This window comes from Enterocloster sp. HCN-30185 (genome assembly GCF_037890305.1).
Lineage (GTDB): Bacteria > Bacillota > Clostridia > Lachnospirales > Lachnospiraceae > Enterocloster.
In genome coordinates this window covers 125,365-143,680 of sequence record NZ_JBBKBT010000005.1, presented here as the reverse complement: position 1 = coordinate 143,680, position 18,316 = coordinate 125,365, and the positions used below count along the sequence as shown (strand labels likewise).

Genomic DNA, 18,316 nt, shown 5'->3' with positions numbered 1-18,316 from the left:
ATGGAATGCAATTAAAACCTGAAGAGATATCCAAGGTCATCCGCAGCCAGATCAAATATTACCAGAATGCCATTGAGCAGAGCGAGACGGGAACCGTCCTTATGGTCGGCGATGGTATTGCCAGAGTCAGCGGGCTTACAAACTGTATGTCCGGCGAGCTTCTGGAATTTGAAGACGGCACCTTCGGAATGGCCCAGAACCTGGAAGAAACAAATGTTTCTGTTGTATTATTCGGATCTGACCAGGGGATCAGCGAGGGACAGACAGTAAAGCGCACCGGAAAGGTCGTCTCTGTTCCTGTAGGCGAGGCTATGATCGGCCGCGTTGTAAATGCCATCGGCCAGCCCATTGACGGAGCAGGCCCTATTGAAACAAGTGAATACAGACCCGTAGAGTCTCCGGCTCCCGGTATCTGCGACAGACAGCCCGTAAAGGAGCCTCTCCAGACAGGAATCAAGGCAATTGACTCCATGATCCCGATTGGAAGAGGACAGCGTGAGCTGATCATCGGAGACCGTCAGACCGGTAAGACAACCATTGCTACGGATACGATTTTAAATCAGAAGGGCAAGGACGTTATCTGTATCTATGTAGCCATTGGACAGAAGCGTTCTACCGTTGCAAACCTGGTATCTGAGCTCCAGGCAGGCGGCGCGATGGATTACACCATCGTAGTTACGGCTACTGCTTCTGAAACAAGCCCCTTACAGTACATTGCGCCTTATTCCGGCTGTGCGATGGGCGAATATTTTATGAACAAGGGAAAACATGTTCTGATCATCTATGATGATTTGAGTAAGCATGCAGTTGCATACAGAGCACTTTCCCTTCTGATCCGCCGTCCGCCGGGGCGTGAAGCTTATCCGGGCGACGTATTCTACCTGCACTCCAGACTGCTTGAGCGCGCAGCAAAGCTTTCTGATGAAAAGGGAGGCGGTTCTCTGACAGCCCTTCCTATTATTGAGACCCAGGCAGGTGACGTATCAGCCTATATTCCTACCAATGTTATTTCCATTACAGACGGACAGATCTTCCTTGAGACAGAGCTGTTCCATTCCGGCATTATGCCTGCTGTAAACCCGGGTATTTCTGTTTCACGAGTAGGAGGAAATGCACAGATCAAGGCTATGAAGAAAGTAGCCGGTACCTTAAAGCTGGTTTACTCTCAGTACAGAGAGCTTCAGAGCTTTGCTCAGTTCGGTTCTGACCTGGATGCGGATACCAAAGCCCGTCTGGCTCAGGGCGCCCGTATCGTAGAGGTATTAAAGCAGGGCAGAAGTACGCCGGTTCCGGTTGAGAAGCAGGTAGCAATCCTGTATGCCGTTGTAAACGGTATCTTAACTCAGGTTGAGGTAGAGGATATCCAGTCCTATGAAGAGGGACTTTACACCTTCTTAGACAGTGATGCTGCAGGTGTGTCCGCTATGGAAGGAATCCGCTCTACAGGTAAGCTGGAGGGCGAGACAGAAGAGAAGTTAAAGACGGCTCTTAAGGATTACACAGACCGTTTTTTAAAGGCCAGATAATCAGATAAAAGGAGGAAGACCATGGCTGCAAATATGAAAGCCGTGAAGCTCCGTATGAAGAGCATACAGAGCACCATGCAGATCACCAAAGCAATGGAACTGGTGGCATCCTCCAAGCTTCGCAGGGCCAAGGAACGGGCAGATGCCAGCCGTCCCTATTTTCATACTTTAAGGGATACGCTGGCTGACATTGCGGCAGGCAATACGGACTTTTCATCGGTTTATACCAGGTCCGGAAAAAGCGGCCGCTGGTGTTATGTAGTAGTTGCCGGAGACAGAGGTCTGGCAGGCGGCTACAATGCCAACCTGTTTAAAGAGATGGAAGCGCAGATGGCAGGAAAGGACTGTATTGTGCTTCCCATCGGAAAAAAGGCGGTAGAGTATTATAAGCGCCGTAAGGTAGAGATTCTCACAGAAGAGTTTGCTGAGGTGGGAGATCTGTCTGTTTCCGACTGCTTTACTATTGCAAAGCTTCTTTGCAAAGGCTTTAAATCAGGCGACTTTGGCCATGCGGCACTGGGCTATACCAATTTTATTTCCATGCTCTCACAGCGTCCCGGCGTATCCGGCATGCTGCCTCTGGAGGATTTCTCCGGGGAAGAGAAGGATGTAAAAAAGATCCGTTCTCTGATTCTGTACGAGCCGGATGCGGAAACTGTATTTGACTCCATTGTGCCGGAGTATCTGGCAGGACTTCTTTACGGAGCTATGTGCGAGTCTGTAGCCAGTGAGCTGGCTGCCAGAAGAACCGCCATGGACGCCGCTACCAAGAATGCCGGCGAGATGATCGAACAGCTGAGTCTCTACTATAACCGCGCCCGTCAGGCAAGCATCACTCAGGAGATCACAGAGATTGTGGCAGGAGCGGAGGAACCCTGATCTGCGGGATAGACGGCCCCGCGAGTATCTGTGCGGGGATGATATGCATCATTTTTTGGCAGAACATGCCAAAGGGTGGATAACAAGGAGATTTGTATATGACTGAGAAACATATAGGCAAGGTAGTGCAGGTAACGGGTCCTGTTCTGGATATCCGTTTCAGGGAAGGAGAGCTGCCTGCGCTGCTGAATGCGATTGAGATTGATGTAAATGGTCATCGCCTGGTGGCAGAGGTTGCCCAGCAGGTTGGTGACGATGTAGTGCGCTGTATTGCCATGAGTTCTACGGACGGACTGGTGCGCGGTGCAGATGCAGTAGATACGGGAAGTGCGATTACCGTTCCCGTAGGCGATGAGTGTCTGGGACGTGTATTTAACCTGTTAGGTGATCCGGTAGATGAGAAGCCTGCTCCTGAGGATGTGGAGCGCTGGGCTATCCATCGTCCGGCTCCTTCCTATGAAGAGCAGATGCCGGCTACAGAAATCCTGGAGACAGGTATCAAGGTAGTAGACCTGATCTGTCCGTACGCAAAGGGCGGTAAGATCGGTCTGTTCGGCGGTGCCGGCGTAGGAAAGACGGTTCTTATTATGGAGCTGATCCACAACGTTGCTACGGCTCACGGCGGCCTGTCTGTATTTACAGGCGTTGGCGAGCGTACCCGTGAGGGAAATGATCTTTACGGCGAGATGAAGGAGAGCGGCGTTATCGACAAGACCGCTTTGGTATATGGTCAGATGAACGAGCCGCCGGGAGCCCGTATGAGAGTTGCCCTTTCCGGCCTGACCATGGCAGAATATTTCCGTGATGTGAAGAATCAGGATGTGCTTCTGTTTATTGATAATATTTTCCGTTTTACCCAGGCAGGCTCCGAGGTATCCGCTCTGCTGGGACGTATGCCTTCCGCGGTAGGATATCAGCCTACTCTGGCTACGGAGATGGGCGCCCTGCAGGAGCGTATCACCTCTACAAAGAAGGGGTCTATTACCTCTGTTCAGGCTGTATATGTGCCTGCGGATGACCTGACTGACCCGGCTCCGGCTACCACATTTACCCATCTGGATGCAACTACGGTTCTTTCCAGAGATATTGCCAGCCAGGGTATCTATCCTGCTGTGGACCCCCTTGAGTCTACCAGCCGTATCCTTTCACCGGAGGTAGTAGGAGAGGAGCACTATCAGGTGGCAAGATCTGTGCAGAGAGTGCTTCAGAGATATAAAGAACTGCAGGACATTATCGCAATTATGGGTATGGATGAGCTGTCAGAGGATGATAAGCTGACTGTATCCAGAGCAAGAAAGGTACAGCGCTTCCTGTCTCAGAGCTTCTCCGTTGCAGAGCAGTTTACAGGTATGGCAGGACAGTATGTGCCGTTAAAGGAAACCATTCGTGGCTTTAAGAAGATTCTGGACGGCGAGTGCGATGAGATTCCCGAGAGCTGCTTCCTGTTTGCGGGAACTATTGACGATGTCTTTGAGAAAGCGAAAAAGGCACAGTAGAAGGGAGGGTGAGGCTTTATGGCAGCCTTCCATTTGCAGATCGTAACCATGGACGGAAATGTCTTTGACGGACAGGTTCAGAGCGTTTCCTGCCGTACGATCCACGGAGATCTGGCGATCATGGCCCGTCATATGAACTACTGTACGGCAGTAGGCATGGGAACCGCTCATGTGATAATGGAGGATGGTACAGAGCGCACAGCCGCCTGTATCGGCGGTATGCTGACCGTGATGAACGGAGAGTGCCGTCTGATCCCTACTACCTGGGAATGGAGCGATGAGATCGATCTGGAGCGTGCAAAGCGTGCAAAGGCACGGGCGGAGGAAAAGATGAACAAGTCCGGCCTGTCTGAGGTGGAGCGTCAGATGATCGAGGCAAAGCTTCACAGGGCTCTGGTCCGTATCGGAACTGTGGAAAAGTAAAATAGATTATAGTTTGATTAAAAATGGCCGCCGCAAGGCGGCTGTTTTTTGTTATGGCGGCGATTGATACTTTAAACTAATTGTTTTTCCATTTGCTGCGTGGTAGAATGAGGGAAATACAGGAAAGAAAACAGAGGTACAGATGTGATGGAGACAAAGAGAATTTATATAAAGGATACAGAACATGTAAGGGATGAGGAGCTTTTGGAGGCGGCAGAAATCATCCGCCGGGGCGGTCTTGTGGCCTTTCCTACGGAAACTGTATACGGATTGGGAGGAAATGCTCTGGATGAGGATGCTGCAAAAAAGATTTATGCAGCCAAGGGCCGGCCTTCTGACAATCCTCTGATTGCCCATGTTTCCTGTCCGGAAGAAGTAGAACCTCTTGTAGAATATATGCCTGAGGCTGGTAAGAAGCTGATGGAAGCCTTCTGGCCGGGGCCGCTTACCATGATTTTCCCCAAAAGCAGCCAGGTTCCCTATGGAACCACAGGAGGTTTGGAGACAGTTGCGGTGCGGATGCCTTCCGATCCGGTGGCGAACCGATTGATTGCTCTGGCAGGAGTTCCCATTGCCGCTCCCAGCGCCAATACCTCCGGTCGTCCCAGTCCCACTACAGCAGATCATGTATGGCAGGATATGAACGGAAGAATTGATATGATCATTGACGGAGGCCCTGTGGGGATCGGCGTGGAGTCTACCATTGTGGATGTATCGGGACAGGTGCCTGTGGTGCTTCGGCCGGGAGCCATTACGATGGAAATGTTAAGAGAGACTCTGGGAGAGGTGACGATTGATCCGGCTATTTTAGGCCCTATGGCAGAAGGCGTGCGTCCCAAGGCGCCTGGAATGAAGTATAAACACTATGCTCCCAAGGCAGAGCTTACTTTAGTGGAGCCTGCGATGGAGGACAAAAAGGCTTCCATGACTCAGGAACAGGTAGAACGCATGGTTTCCATGGTATGGAAACTGGCAAAGGAGCAGATTGACGCCGGAGTGCGGGTGGGAATTATCTGTACGGATGAGTCCAGAGCTGCCTACCCGGAGGGCATTGTCCGCAGCATTGGAGCAAGAAAAAGCCAGGAATCGGTCGCTCATAACCTGTACGGAGTACTGCGGGAATTTGATGATCTGAAGGCAGAAGTTATTTTTTCGGAAAGCTTTGGGGAAGACCATCTGGGGCAGGCGATTATGAATCGTTTGTCCAAGGCGGCAGGATATAAGATTGTGCGTGTATAAGAGGGGGAAAATACATGGAAAAACAGACCCTGGGTGAAAAGACAGCCCAGATGCTTTTGGAAATGATACAAAAGGAGGGCTTTGGCCCGGGGGATAAGCTTCCGACGGAAGCAGAGCTGGTGGAATCTCTGGGAGTGGGACGCAATACTGTCCGGGAGGCGCTGCGCATACTGATGTCCAGAAATATTGTCACCATCCGTCAGGGATCCGGAACCTTTATTTCTGAAAAAAAAGGCGTTGTGGATGATCCGCTGGGTTTTTCCATGATGGAGGACCGGCGCAGGCTGACCGAGGATCTGATCCAGGTACGTCTGATGCTGGAACCTCAGCTGGCAGCACTGGCAGCCCAGAATGCTGCCGAAGAGGATTTACAGAAACTGGAACAGATCAAAGAGGAGCTGGAAGATCTGATCCGTCAGAGAAAGGATTATTCCTTAAAGGATTCACAGTTTCATGAGCAGATCGCTAACTGCAGCCACAACCAGATCATGACCAATCTGGTGCCTGTGATCACAGAGGGCGTGCGGATGTTTGCCGTCTCGGTTCAGGAAACGGAATATGAGCAGACACTTTCTTCCCACAGGAGGATCTTTGAGGCCATCCGGGATCGGAGAGGAGAGGATGCAAAGATGGAGATGTATTTCCATTTGATGTATAACAGTAATCGGTATCGGGCGGAAACCGAACCGTAAGGAAAAAGCGTGTGCTTTCTTTTGTTGGAGAAGCACACGCTTTTTTCAGATCCAGCGTTTCCTTACTGAATCCATCTGCCGTTTTCATCTACCTGATAACCGTCAGGAGTTGTGGCAGAAGTATACAGTTTTCCCATGGTACCGTCAGAAACGGGGTTAAAATAATACCAGTTGTTTTCGATTTGCTGCCATCCGGTTTTCATGCCGGAATTGATATCAATGAAAAACCAGCTGTTCTGCTCATGGTCAAAGAAAAAACCGGATTTTGTGTATCCGTCAGCGCCAAAGGCATACCAGGCCCCGTTGATCATTTCCCATGCGGGCTGTTCATATACAGTGCCGTTTTCAGCTGTTTTTATGGAGCCTGCGGCAAATGTTCCATCTGCATACTGAAGCTTCCACTGAGATGGATTGCCGGATTCCTGAATCCAATGACTATTGTTTGTTCCGTTTCCGGTTATAATTCCAGATACCGTATTTACATATCCTTTTTTAGAATCAAGGATTGTGTGGCTGGATACAGAGGAGCCGGGGCCGCTTACAGAGGTTCCGGAACCGGAAGAGCCGTCAGAATCGCTATTATCCGGGATAGAAGGAATTTCCGGTACGTTTTCATCGTTTACAGTAACTGCAGAAGAGGCAGACTGGCCGCCGGCAGATACCGTAATTACAGCCTGACCGGGACGCAGACCGGTTACAAGACCATTTTCATCTACAGAGGCTGTAGAGGGATCGGAGCTTGTCCAGCTGGCAGTGAGGCCTGCTGGTGTGATTTCTGCATGTAGCTGGATGCTGCCGCCTACGGCGATCCGTGCATTCTGAGGAGACAGGGATACCGTAACTTCTTCCCTGTTCCATACAGCCTGAGGTCCGCTGTAGGTCCAATGGAAGGGACCTGTGCCGTTCAGCGCCTTCCACCAGTTATCGGCTGCCTCTACTTTAAAGGTATGAGAGGTTTCAAGATCAGCTCCTGAAATTCGATAGCTGGTTTTTGTGGTGGTACAACTGCTGTTTACATGGTTAAAGTAGTCGTCCTCATCTGCGTAGACAGGTTTTCCGTCCATATAAATACGGTATCCGTAGATTCCTGATTCATCCCACGGTTCCTCCCAGCTGAGAATGAGATCTCCATTTTCTTCGCGAACGTCCAGGCTGCTGTCCCATTCGGGAGCCTTGAAATCATATTTATGTGAGAGCTTTACCGTTTCAGATTCATAATCAAAGGTATCGCCATTATCAGCAAAAGCTGTAATTATAACCTCGTTTTCTGTTTCCATAAGACGCCCGATGGTAAGGGTAAGTTCATCCTGGCTTGATTTGCTGCCGAGCTCATAATTGTAGATTGTCTTTACAAGTACTCCGTCTGCATAGGCATGATATCCGCGGATGCGCGGATCTGCTTTGCTGCCATTGGCAAAGGTGGCAGAGGCCCAGGTATATCCTTCGCCGGAATAGCGTACCTTACGGTCAGAGGGAACGTTTAATGTTTCATTCTGTGCAGATTCAATTCTCAGGCCTGCAGAGGGACCTTCGGTCTTATTTCCGGTTGCATCAACGGCATAGACAGTAAAGGTGTAATCGACATTGGCACAAAGGCCTTCTGCCTGATATTCAGGTTTCGTTACAGGCGTGGAAATATCTACAAGCTGTCCGTCTGCCCGTGTTTCGATGATATAGCCGGAGATTTCATCATAGTCAGCGGCGTCTGTCCAGGTCAGCTCCGCTGCTTCGTCTGCGGAAGCGCGGGAAGCGTTAGATGGAGAGGCTGTAAGTACGGCATCCTCTGTCCACTCCGGAATATCCATGGCATTCTCCGCTTTATCAGAGGTTGTGGTATCGCCTGCAAAATTCAGTCCGCCGGATGCGGAGATCTTGCTCCAAGCCTTGGAATCCTCATCTTTATCATTAAACCTTACATTATAAAAGACGGAATCTTCCACGCCCTTCAGTTCCTGGGCCATTTTACTGTTGGTAAATGTAATATCCTGGAAATAAAGGTCATGGTGGGTGTGCCAGGGCTTTTCAAGCTGGCTGTAATCCACATCAGCTACCAGGCTGAACTCATTTTTCTTTACGTCATCAATCGTAAGATTATAGGCGTTGATATTGCGGAATTCAGCCGGTGTATCAGCAGGCTCCACAGATACAGCCTGATTTACATCGCTGTAGGTTGTGCTCATTACAAACGCCTGGCTGCATTCTCCCACTGCACAGTCGCGGATCAGCACATCCCATACGCCTCCTCCGTTGGCAGGAGCAGATTTGAATCGGAATGGCATATCGCTGTGGTTTAAAACATTATCTTCTACCAGCATATTACAGATACCGGCTCCTGTATGGCTTCCGGCCGCAATAGCGCCGCCATGCCCTTCTCTCAAGAAATTGTTAAAGGTCCAGATGTTCTGGGAAGGCTTCTGTTCGCAGTCCTGAACGCCTTTTCCCATACCGGTAGCAAAGTTGATAGAATCATCACCCGTATCAAAGAAATTATTAAATACAATGGCATTCTGTGTATTTCCAAGTTCAATACCGTCTGCATTGTTGGAATCATAGGTGGTATATTTTACATTATTGGAGGTTACATTTTTACTGTCAAGGACAGCAACCGTGTGGAAGGCAGGATTGCGGACTGTAATATCGCCAATATAAACATTTTCAGTTCCGCGGATTACAATCAGGTTAGGGCGGTTATTGTAGGCCACCTTTTCGCTTAATCCTTTTTCTTTTGCCTTCAGGGTAGCGTCTGAGGCCAGAATACCAAGGGAGGTTTCAAAAGGTGTGGTATATAGCTTTTTGGAGTTTCCGGATACCCAGCGTGGGAGGCGGTAAGCCTTATCCTCCGGATCAGCTGCCTGGCGATCCTGATAGAACATAGAGTAGCCGTCTCCGTTGATATCATCCTTTTCGCCATATTTCCAGCCGTTTCCATCAATGGTTCCCTCTCCTGTTATGCGGATATTTTCCAGCATACCGCCCTCATCGCTGCTGTAAGCATTAATCAGAGCCCAGGATCTGGTATCTGTAGAGTAGGGATACAGGAGATAATTGCTGTCATAGTGGTCTGCATTTGGGGAGCCAAAGAGAACAGCGCCCTTTTCAAACTCCAGTGTCATATTACTCTTCAGGTACAGAGCGCCTGACATGAATATACCGGAAGGAACGACAACCTTTCCGCCTTCCGTGCAGGCATCGATGGCAGCCTGGATTGCTTTTGTATTTTCTTCAATGAACCGGTTGATCCCGTCATCATAGGAACGATAGGGAGTATCAATCGTACGGGCACCAAAATCTGTAATATTAAATATTTCCGGGGCAGGAGCTGTGGAGGCGGAAACAGAAGCCGTGTCTCCAATCGGATTTCCGGAATCATCCAGAGCCACGACGGAAAATTCGTAGGAGGTATCCGGCGTCAGGTTATCTGCCGTAAAGGAGTGAATATCTACGTTTACCATTTCGATGTTCTTTTTTTCATAGTATTCGTAGAATGCGTCCATGTATGTACTTGCCCAGTCGGCATGTTCGGCGAAATTTTCCCGGGCTGTTCCGATGAACTCACCGTCCTGATATACGGCGTAGTCTGCGACAGTATCGTATTTTTCAGGCTTATTCCATACCAGCGTCACAGAGGTGTCGTCATAGGCCAGAGTGGGAACCAGCAGATTGGTTACGTCCTCGCTGCCTTCCGTACGGTCATATTTGGGTTCTGTCAGGGGAGGCGTTTTGCGGCGTTCTATTTTTGGGGCCGCATTTGACGGAGTAGAAACAGCGTCAGAGGGGGAAGCGGGACGTTTATGCGCATCTGATGAGGTTGCATCTGATGGAGTAGCGATTATTTCATTGTCCTCATCCCGGTCTTCGGAGGAACTGTGTTCAGCATCTGATGGAGTAGCTAAAGGCTGATATATGGGGGGGGGGTGAAATCATCGCGATTGGCATCAGAATGGGAAGCAGTAAGGCTGTTCTGAGAACTTGCAAACGTTTGCAAATCGGGGCTAAAAAGAATTGCACCCGTTGTTAACGTACCAGCAAGAGTTATGGATGCATAACGGTATAGATTGGACGGAAAATGGATCTTCATAACTGAATTCCTTTCGAGTTACTTTGGACGCGTTACCAATATTTGTATACAGATAAAAGTATAACTAATGAAAAATTATTTGTACACTGTTAAAAGTAACAGAGAAAATATAAAATATTTGTGAAAAAATTATAAAGAAAAAAATGGGGAGTTATGAAAAAGTCACAAAAATTTTTGAGTAAATTTAATGAAAGAGTCGATAGAGAAAATACAAATATTCGTCCTATGAATATTTGATAATATCTCAAAAAATATTGACTTATTCCCGCCAATATGCTAAAAATAAACTATAATTTATAGGATGAATATTCACCCAATAAAAGGAGGAGCTGGAACATGAAAGAACTATATGATGTGCTCGTCATCGGCGGAGGTGTAGTGGGGAGCGCCGTTGCCAGAGAGCTGTCACGATATCGTTTAAGGATCGGCGTTCTGGAGAAAAATCTGGATGTCTGCAATGAGACCAGCGGGCGCAATTCCGGCGTGGTTCACGGAGGCTTTGCTTATGACAGAGGAAGTTTAAAGGCAAAGCTCTGCGTAGAGGGAAACCAGATGATGGGAGACCTGGCTAAGGAACTGGATTTTCGCTTTATCCGCTGTGGAAAGGTGCTGGTCGGCAATACGGATGAGGACATGGAGACCTTAAAGCGCACGATCCGCCAGGGAGAGGACAATGGGGCCTCAGGATTAGAGCTCATTGACGAAAAACGTCTCCACGAGCTGGTACCTGCGGTAGTGGGAAAATTTGCCATGTATTCAAAGAACAGCGGGATTGTAGATCCCTTTGGCTATACCATTGCCCTGGCAGAAAATGCCCATGCGAACGGGGCTGAGTATCATTTCGGCTGTGAGGTAACGGATATTTCCAGGGACGGAGACGGAAATTACTGTATTTCCACTTCCGGGGGAACCTTTTACAGCCGCTGGGTGGTAAACAGTGCAGGCCTTGGATGTGGAAAAATTTCCGATCTCCTAGGAGTTACGGGATATCATATCATCGGCTCCAAGGGCGATTACATTATTCTGGATAAGCGTACCGGCCCGCTGCTTCCTATGCCCGTTTATCCGGTTCCAAGCAATACATATATGGGAATTCATGTGACGAATACCACAGACGGAAATGTTATTATCGGGCCAAATGCGGATCTGGTGACGGATTTCACCTACTATGGAGTGCCGCAGGAAAATATGGATTATCTGGCTAACAGCGCTTCGGATCTGTGGCCCTGTATCCGTAAGCAGGATTATATCCGCAATTATTCCGGTATCCTTCCAAAATGGGTGGATGATCAGGGAGTGATCCAGGATTTTAAGATTGAGATACGGGATGATCTTGCGCCCAGGGCCATCAATCTGGTAGGAATAGAGTCTCCGGGACTGACAGCAGCAGTACCCATTGCGCGGTATGCCATTGAAATGATGAAGGAAAGGGAAAAACTGGAAGAGAATCCTGATTTTAATCCGGAAAGAAAGGGAATCCGCCGCTTTGAGGAATGTTCCATGGAGGAACAGGCCCGATTGATTGAAGAAGATCCAGATTATGGAGAGGTGATCTGCCGCTGTGAGAAGGTTACGAAGGCGGAAATTTTAAAGGCTATCCATAATCCTCTGGGAGTGGATACCATGACAGGCATCAAATACAGGACACGTTCCATGATGGGGCGCTGTCAGGGCGGTTACTGCCAGATGCGGATCGAGCAGCTCATCGAACAGGAGCTGGGGAAAAAAGAAACCCAGGTGCAGTATGAGCGGGAAGGTTCACAGGTATTGTTCGGAAAGGTTCGGGAGGTGTAGGATATGGGACATTTAGAGCATGAGATCGTCTGTGAAGCAGTGGATGCAGTCATAGTGGGCGGCGGTCCGGCAGGACTGGCGGCAGCAGTGCGGCTGTATGAAAAAGGGATTACGGATATTCTGATTCTGGAGCGGGAGAAACATCTGGGCGGTATCCTGCGCCAGTGTATCCATGACGGGTTTGGCCTGACCCGCTTTGGCCTGACCCTAAGCGGCCCGGAATATGCACAGAAATTTATCGACCGGGTGCATGAACTTAAGATCCCCTATCTGACGGACGCCACGGTTTTAGAGGTGACAAAGGAACATGTGGTTACTGCAGCTATGCCTCAGGGCTTAAAGCAGTGGAAGGCAAAGGCAGTGATCCTTACTATGGGCTGCAGAGAGCGCACCCGCGGGGCTCTGGGGATTCCGGGAGAAAGGCCCGCAGGCGTATTTACTGCAGGAGTGGCTCAGGCATATATCAATCTGTATAACCGGATGCCTGCAAAGGAAGTGGTGATTCTGGGTTCAGGTGATATCGGTATGATTATGGCACGACGCCTTACGTTAGAGGGAGCCCATGTAAAGGCTGTATTTGAGATCCAGCCATATCCAAGCGGCCTTCCCAGAAATATTGAGCAGTGCTTAAACGACTATGGAATCCCCCTTTATCTGAGCCATACGGTTACAGCCATCCACGGGGATAAACGTCTGACCGGTGTGACGGTTTCTCAGGTAGATGAGCATATGAAACCGATTCCGGGAACGGAAAAAGAGTATGATTGCGATACGCTGATCCTGTCGGTAGGCCTGATTCCTGAAAATGAGCTTTCCCTGGATGCCGGCGTAACCTTGGACGGGAGAACAAAGGGCGCAGAAGTAGATGAGTATTTCCAGACGGATAGGCCCGGTATCTTTGCAGCAGGAAATGTGCTCCACGTCCATGATCTGGTAGACTTTGTGTCCATGGAGGCGGAACGGCTGGCGGATGCTGCAGCGGAATATGTAGATAAGGGATGTCTGCCGGAGTGTCCCGTTGTGATTCGTACCGATTGTTTTATCAATCACACAGTGCCGCAGCGTATTTCCGGAAAAGAGGACTGCAGATTGTCACTGCGTGTAAACAGGCCATTTAAGGACTGCCGTATCGTAGTACGTCAGGATGGAACGGAGGTGGCTTTTAAAAAGATGAAAAAAGCCATTCCGGCAGAAATGATTCAGATTCCATTAAAGGCAGAGAAGCTGTCAGGCTGTAAAGAACTGGAGGTGAGTGTGGAATGGTAAGAGAATTTACCTGTATTATCTGTCCAAATGGCTGTGAGATCACAGCAGAACTTGAGAAAACGGAGGATGGAGCCTGCCGGATCCGTTCCATAGAAGGAGCAGCCTGTCCAAGAGGGAAAGCTTATGTGGAGCAGGAGCTCACCGATCCCAGAAGAAATATCGCAACCTCCATTTCGGTAGAGGGAGGAGAGCTGCCCCTTACAAGTGTCCGCCTCACGGCCCCCATACCAAAGGCAAGGATCTTTGACGCCATGGAAGAAATCCGCAGATGCCGCGTCACTGCACCAGTGAAAGCAGGGACTGTAGTGATAGAAGGACTTTTAGGATACGATTCCGATGTGATCGTGACGAAGACGGTGGAGAAACAGAAATAAAATCATGTATACAGACAGCCGGACCAGTGGTGAAAACGGGTCCGGCTGTCTGTATTTAAGAAGGGTTTTTAAATGAATGTCCTTAACATTCTGGATGAAATATGGTATTTTTTAATGAAAGAACGATTACAGAAGGAGGAGAAATGCATGAGCCTTTTCATTGGAAAGACAGAACGGGTATATTCCACCTCAGACAGCTTCCAGAAGGAACGGGTACAGGAAATTCTGAATGAAAATCATATAGAATACAAGATTCGGGCCCGGGATGATTCAAGACGAAATCCGTTTGATCAGGCCGGACTTGGAAGCCTGGGAAATAACAGGCTTCTGGTTACATATTCCTTTTATGTGGATAAAAAGGATGCAGAGTGGGCAGTGAGGCTGATTCATTCACAGGTGTAGAGCCCATCTACAAACCTTCTCCATCCTTGCATTTTCCCCCAATCTATTATATAGTGGAATGCAGAGAGAAAATATACGAAACAGGAGGAAACGTATGTCGGGAAAGCGCGAGGATTATATTACATGGGATGAATATTTTATGGGAGTGGCCTGTCTGTCGGGGAAACGCTCTAAGGATCCCAGCACCCAGGTGGGAGCCTGTATCGTAAGCCAGGACAACAAGATCCTTTCTATGGGCTACAATGGTTTCCCCAAGGGCTGTTCAGATGACGAATTTCCCTGGGAGAAGGAGCATGAGGCGGACGATCCCTACCATGCAAAATACTTTTATTCTACCCACAGCGAATTGAATGCCATTTTAAATTACAGAGGCGGAAGCCTGGAGGGCAGCAAGCTTTATGTGACCCTTTTCCCCTGCAATGAATGTGCCAAGGCCATTATTCAGGCGGGAATTACAACGATTGTCTATGGGGAAGACAAGTATGCCGATACGCCTGCCGTGCGGGCTTCCAAGCGGATGCTCAATGCAGCCGGAGTAAGGTATTATCAGTATCAGCCTACAGGGCGTAAAATTGAAATCGAGGTTTAGGGAAAATGAAGGTTCTTCTGGCAGCGGTAAATGCCAAATATATCCATTCCAATCTGGGGATCTACAGCCTGAAGGCTTACGGTGAGAAGATGCTGGCAGAGCAGGGCTTTAAAAGAGAACAGATACAGATCGAGCTGGCGGAGTATACCATCAACCACCAGTTAGAACAGATTCTTAAAGATCTGTATTGCAGGAAGCCGGATGTGATCGGTTTTTCCTGCTATATATGGAATATTTCTTATATAAAATGTCTTCTGGCAGATATAAAAAAGGTGCTCCCGGAAGTGAAGATATGGCTTGGAGGTCCTGAGGTATCCTACTGCGGTGAGGAGATTTTAAGAGAACAGCCTGCGGCGGATCTGGTGATGAAAGGGGAAGGCGAGGAAACCTTTGCACAGCTTTTACAGGTTCTGGTGGAAAAGGAGGGATCAGGAGCTTCCTTCAGTGGATATCTGGAAAAAATAAAACAAAAGTGGATTCCCGGACTGGTATTTTTGGACAGTCAGGGCAATAAAGACGGCGCAGCCTGGGGTACTTTTACGGGCAGTGATGGACAGGCAGGATGGCCCGTTTATGACACCGGTATCCGTCCGCCCATGGATATGAACCGGATCCCCTTTCCCTATGGATTTTTGGAGATGGAACAACTGGAACACAGGATTATTTACTATGAGAGCAGCAGAGGCTGCCCTTTTTCCTGTGCTTACTGCCTGTCGTCCATTGATAAGAGCGTCCGTTTCCGCAGTCTGGAACGGGTAAAGGAAGAGCTGTCCTTTTTCTTAAATGCCAGAGTACCGCAGGTAAAGTTTGTGGACCGCACCTTTAACTGTAAAAAATCCCACGCCATGGCAATCTGGCAGTTTATCCGGGAAAATGACAACGGCATTACGAACTTCCATTTTGAAATCGCAGCAGATCTTCTGGATCAGGAGGAGCTGAACCTCCTTTCTTCCATGCGTCCGGGACTGATTCAGCTGGAAATAGGAGTCCAGTCCACCAATCCGGACACGCTTTCGGCAATCCGGAGAAAAACAGATATCGCAGAAATAAGAAAGATTACCCATCATATCAACAGCCGGCACAACATCCACCAGCATCTGGATCTGATCGCAGGCCTTCCCCATGAGGATTTAAGCAGCTTTAGAAAATCCTTTAATGAGGTATATGATATGGAGCCGGAACAGCTGCAGCTGGGATTTTTGAAGGTGTTAAAAGGCTCCTATATGGAAGAAATGATTCCTGCCTGTGAGCTGTTATATTCATCTTCCCCGCCCTATGAGGTCTTGTCCACCCGATGGCTTTCTTATGGAGATATCCTGGAGTTAAAGGCTGTGGAAGAGATGGTGGAAGTCTACTATAACAGCCGCCAGTTTACCTGTACACTGGAGCAGCTGAGGCAGGAATTTGATACGCCCTATGAAATGTTTCTGGATTTGGCCGGATTTTACCAGAAGAAGGGATATGGCGGCGTAAATCACAGCCGTCTGGCACGGTATGAGATCCTGTGGGAGCAGGCAGAGGAAATGTTTTCTGACGGCAGCAGAACAGATGCAGAGAGAAAGCGTGAGCAGTACAGAGATGCTCTGATGACCGATCTGTACCTCCGGGAAAATATCAAAAGCCGTCCTTCCTTTGCCAGGAATCTTTCACATTTCAAGGAGCAGATCCGGCGTTTTTTTAGGCAGGAGGAGGACTGCCCCTGCCTGCTTCCGGATTATACGGGATATGATTCCCGCCAGCTGGCAAAGATGGCCCATCTGGAGCCGGCGGGGGACGGAAGTTTTCTGCTGTTTGACTATAAAAACCGCGACCCGCTGACCTATAATGCAAGGATGGTTCGGGTTGAGATTGAATAGAAAAAGCCAGACTGCGCATAAACAGGAAACGGAGAAACCGGATGAAGATATTGCTGATCGATTCGGAGATAGAGGATATAAGGGAACTGAAAAAAAGGATTCACTGGGAGGCCTGCGGCGTGGAGAGTGCGGCAACGGCCTACAGCGAAAGGACGGCCAGGGAAACGGCAAAAAATCAGAAACCAGACCTTATCGTCTGCTGTACGGAAATCGCTGAGGATGGAGGAGAGGCACTTCTGACAGAACTGCGTTCCACTGTCCCGAATGCAGGGATTATCCTGACTGGAAGTCGCTTTTCAGAGGAAATTTTTCGCAGGCTTTTATATGTTGAAGCAGTCGATTATTTAAAAAAACCTGTTTCAGAGGAAGCATTTTTCAAGGCAGTGGAGCGGTTTAAAGAGCGGCGCTTCAGACAACAGGAGGAAACCGAAGAAAAGCAGTACGGGCGTTACTGGAAAAATAATCAGCGCATGATTCAGGAGATGTTCTGGAAAAAGCTCTGTTTAAACCGGATTCCCGGAGGGCCGGAGGAGATCGAGGCCGCCGCTGCCCAGGTAGATGCAAAGCTGGACAAGGACAGCCGCTATCGGATGGTGCTGATCACACTGGCAAATGAAGATGAGATGAAAATGGCCTGGGGGGATGATTTGTGCCAGGCAGCGATTCAGAATCTTGCCCGGGCATTTGTAAAAACAGATGGAGACAGCAGCAAGGTGATTGTGATTTATACCCGTGTAGTGATCCTTTTGGAGGAGGCAGAGTTTGATACGGCTCAGGAACGATGCCGGATTCTGGCAGACCGCTGCCGCAGTGAGTATCAGGCAGAGCTTTTGTGCTATATTGGTGAGTCGGTGTTCTGTGAACAGCTGGCCGATACCTACAGCAGCCTTCTTACCTACAGCAAGGATGATGTGCTTCAGCAGAACCGCATAACCTGTGTAAACAGGCAGAGTCTGGGAGAAAAGAAAGAAATTGCAGTTCCGGATACCTGGGGAGAGCTTCTTTATACAAAAGAACCCCAGCGGCTGGTAAAAGAGGTTGAAAAATTTCTGGTACCTCTGGCAAGACTGGGGCATTTAAGCGAGCAGAATTTCCGTATTTTCCAGCAGGATATGCTCCAGCTGTTTTTTACATATATGGAAAAAAAGGAAATGCGGGCCCATGAGCTTTACGATAATCATGAGATATACCGCCTCTATAAGATTGCAATCCTGTCCATTGACGGAATGTGCCGGTGGGTGTCCAAATGCACGGAATATATTACAGGACAGAACAGCCTGAAGGAAGGGACCCATGGAGCAGAGGTGGTGAGAAAAGTAAAGGAGTATATCCGTTCTAATCTTAAAAATGACATTACCATGGAGCAGATTGCGGATTTAACTCACTTAAATCCCGATTATACCACCAGAATTTTCCGAAACATAACAGGAATGACGATTCGGGGATACCTGATTAAAAAGAGAATGGAGCGGGCAAAAACACTGCTGCAGACGACGGGGCTTTCTGTCAGCGAGGTGGCAATGGAATCGGGATATGATAATTTTTCCTATTTTATCCGTGTATTCCGGCAGTATTTCGGAGTGACGCCCAAACAGTTCCGCAGAGAAAGCGAACAAAGACGTAACCAGAAACTGGAAATGGAATATTCGGAAAAATGATATTAATATACGGAAAAGTGCTGTTTTTTTATCTTATAAGGAAA

At 48.7% G+C, this 18,316-nt stretch carries 14 protein-coding genes; 13 read left to right on the top strand and 1 reads right to left on the bottom strand.

The features are described 5' to 3' along the window. Positions 1-5 precede the first annotated feature (5 nt). The 6 genes from atpA (at position 6) to WKT10_RS08025 (ending at position 6,255) form a co-directional block, all read left to right on the top strand. Positions 6-1,526 (top strand): F0F1 ATP synthase subunit alpha, encoded by a 1,521-nt coding sequence (atpA, locus tag WKT10_RS08050; RefSeq protein ID WP_066545675.1) that lies wholly within the window; start codon positions 6-8, stop codon positions 1,524-1,526. A 21-nt stretch (positions 1,527-1,547) separates the two neighbouring features. Then, on the top strand, positions 1,548-2,405 hold the full coding sequence (atpG, locus tag WKT10_RS08045) for an ATP synthase F1 subunit gamma (RefSeq protein WP_066545680.1): 858 nt from the start codon (positions 1,548-1,550) through the stop codon (positions 2,403-2,405). 98 nt (positions 2,406-2,503) lie between these two features. Then, positions 2,504-3,901, top strand: coding sequence for a F0F1 ATP synthase subunit beta (gene atpD, locus WKT10_RS08040; protein ID WP_066545682.1), 1,398 nt, complete (start codon positions 2,504-2,506; stop codon positions 3,899-3,901). An 18-nt stretch (positions 3,902-3,919) separates the two neighbouring features. Then, entirely contained in the window at positions 3,920-4,324 is a 405-nt protein-coding gene (atpC, locus tag WKT10_RS08035; protein ID WP_066545684.1) for an ATP synthase F1 subunit epsilon, read from the top strand. Positions 4,325-4,471: 147 nt separating this feature from the next. Further along, the gene (locus WKT10_RS08030) at positions 4,472-5,563 is read left to right on the top strand and encodes an L-threonylcarbamoyladenylate synthase (protein WP_337433361.1); all 1,092 of its coding nucleotides are present in this window, start codon (positions 4,472-4,474) and stop codon (positions 5,561-5,563) included. A gap of 14 nt (positions 5,564-5,577) precedes the next feature. After that, positions 5,578-6,255 (top strand): FadR/GntR family transcriptional regulator, encoded by a 678-nt coding sequence (locus WKT10_RS08025; protein ID WP_296035535.1) that lies wholly within the window; start codon positions 5,578-5,580, stop codon positions 6,253-6,255. A 62-nt stretch (positions 6,256-6,317) separates the two neighbouring features. On the opposite strand, the gene WKT10_RS08020 is transcribed toward WKT10_RS08025, so the two are convergent. Then, positions 6,318-9,878, bottom strand: coding sequence for a glycosyl hydrolase family 28 protein (locus WKT10_RS08020; RefSeq protein ID WP_340276568.1), 3,561 nt, complete (start codon positions 9,876-9,878; stop codon positions 6,318-6,320). A 791-nt stretch (positions 9,879-10,669) separates the two neighbouring features. Between WKT10_RS08020 and WKT10_RS08015 the strand changes: the two genes are divergently transcribed. From WKT10_RS08015 to WKT10_RS07985, 7 genes are all read left to right on the top strand, one after another. Further along, positions 10,670-12,127 carry an NAD(P)/FAD-dependent oxidoreductase gene (locus WKT10_RS08015; protein ID WP_340276566.1) on the top strand — a complete coding sequence of 486 codons (1,458 nt, stop codon included), beginning with the start codon at positions 10,670-10,672 and terminating at the stop codon, positions 12,125-12,127. 3 nt (positions 12,128-12,130) lie between these two features. Beyond that, on the top strand, positions 12,131-13,393 hold the full coding sequence (locus tag WKT10_RS08010; protein ID WP_340276564.1) for an NAD(P)/FAD-dependent oxidoreductase: 1,263 nt from the start codon (positions 12,131-12,133) through the stop codon (positions 13,391-13,393). Next, on the top strand, positions 13,387-13,767 hold the full coding sequence (locus WKT10_RS08005) for a DUF1667 domain-containing protein (RefSeq protein WP_296035547.1): 381 nt from the start codon (positions 13,387-13,389) through the stop codon (positions 13,765-13,767). Before WKT10_RS08010 ends, WKT10_RS08005 begins: the two co-directional genes overlap by 7 nt. Before the next feature lie 147 nt (positions 13,768-13,914). Further along, positions 13,915-14,169, top strand: a complete 255-nt coding sequence (locus WKT10_RS08000; protein ID WP_143331336.1) for a DUF2007 domain-containing protein — start codon at positions 13,915-13,917, stop codon at positions 14,167-14,169. A 94-nt stretch (positions 14,170-14,263) separates the two neighbouring features. Continuing rightward, positions 14,264-14,758 (top strand): deoxycytidylate deaminase, encoded by a 495-nt coding sequence (locus WKT10_RS07995; RefSeq protein WP_066545737.1) that lies wholly within the window; start codon positions 14,264-14,266, stop codon positions 14,756-14,758. 5 nt (positions 14,759-14,763) lie between these two features. Continuing rightward, positions 14,764-16,614, top strand: a complete 1,851-nt coding sequence (locus WKT10_RS07990) for a B12-binding domain-containing radical SAM protein (RefSeq protein WP_340276561.1) — start codon at positions 14,764-14,766, stop codon at positions 16,612-16,614. 41 nt (positions 16,615-16,655) lie between these two features. Beyond that, a complete protein-coding gene (locus WKT10_RS07985) occupies positions 16,656-18,272 on the top strand; it encodes a helix-turn-helix domain-containing protein (protein WP_296035559.1) in 1,617 nt (538 codons plus the stop codon). Positions 18,273-18,316 lie beyond the last annotated feature (44 nt).

What these genes read in the sequence shown, in the direction of transcription:
- atpA (WP_066545675.1), top strand. Translation starts at nt 6, where the DNA reads ATGCAATTAAAACCTGAAGAGATATCCAAGGTCATCCGCAGCCAGATC.
- atpG (WP_066545680.1), top strand. Translation starts at nt 1,548, where the DNA reads ATGGCTGCAAATATGAAAGCCGTGAAGCTCCGTATGAAGAGCATACAG.
- atpD (WP_066545682.1), top strand. Translation starts at nt 2,504, where the DNA reads ATGACTGAGAAACATATAGGCAAGGTAGTGCAGGTAACGGGTCCTGTT.
- atpC (WP_066545684.1), top strand. Translation starts at nt 3,920, where the DNA reads ATGGCAGCCTTCCATTTGCAGATCGTAACCATGGACGGAAATGTCTTT.
- WKT10_RS08030 (WP_337433361.1), top strand. Translation starts at nt 4,472, where the DNA reads ATGGAGACAAAGAGAATTTATATAAAGGATACAGAACATGTAAGGGAT.
- WKT10_RS08025 (WP_296035535.1), top strand. Translation starts at nt 5,578, where the DNA reads ATGGAAAAACAGACCCTGGGTGAAAAGACAGCCCAGATGCTTTTGGAA.
- WKT10_RS08015 (WP_340276566.1), top strand. Translation starts at nt 10,670, where the DNA reads ATGAAAGAACTATATGATGTGCTCGTCATCGGCGGAGGTGTAGTGGGG.
- WKT10_RS08010 (WP_340276564.1), top strand. Translation starts at nt 12,131, where the DNA reads ATGGGACATTTAGAGCATGAGATCGTCTGTGAAGCAGTGGATGCAGTC.
- WKT10_RS08005 (WP_296035547.1), top strand. Translation starts at nt 13,387, where the DNA reads ATGGTAAGAGAATTTACCTGTATTATCTGTCCAAATGGCTGTGAGATC.
- WKT10_RS08000 (WP_143331336.1), top strand. Translation starts at nt 13,915, where the DNA reads ATGAGCCTTTTCATTGGAAAGACAGAACGGGTATATTCCACCTCAGAC.
- WKT10_RS07995 (WP_066545737.1), top strand. Translation starts at nt 14,264, where the DNA reads ATGTCGGGAAAGCGCGAGGATTATATTACATGGGATGAATATTTTATG.
- WKT10_RS07990 (WP_340276561.1), top strand. Translation starts at nt 14,764, where the DNA reads ATGAAGGTTCTTCTGGCAGCGGTAAATGCCAAATATATCCATTCCAAT.
- WKT10_RS07985 (WP_296035559.1), top strand. Translation starts at nt 16,656, where the DNA reads ATGAAGATATTGCTGATCGATTCGGAGATAGAGGATATAAGGGAACTG.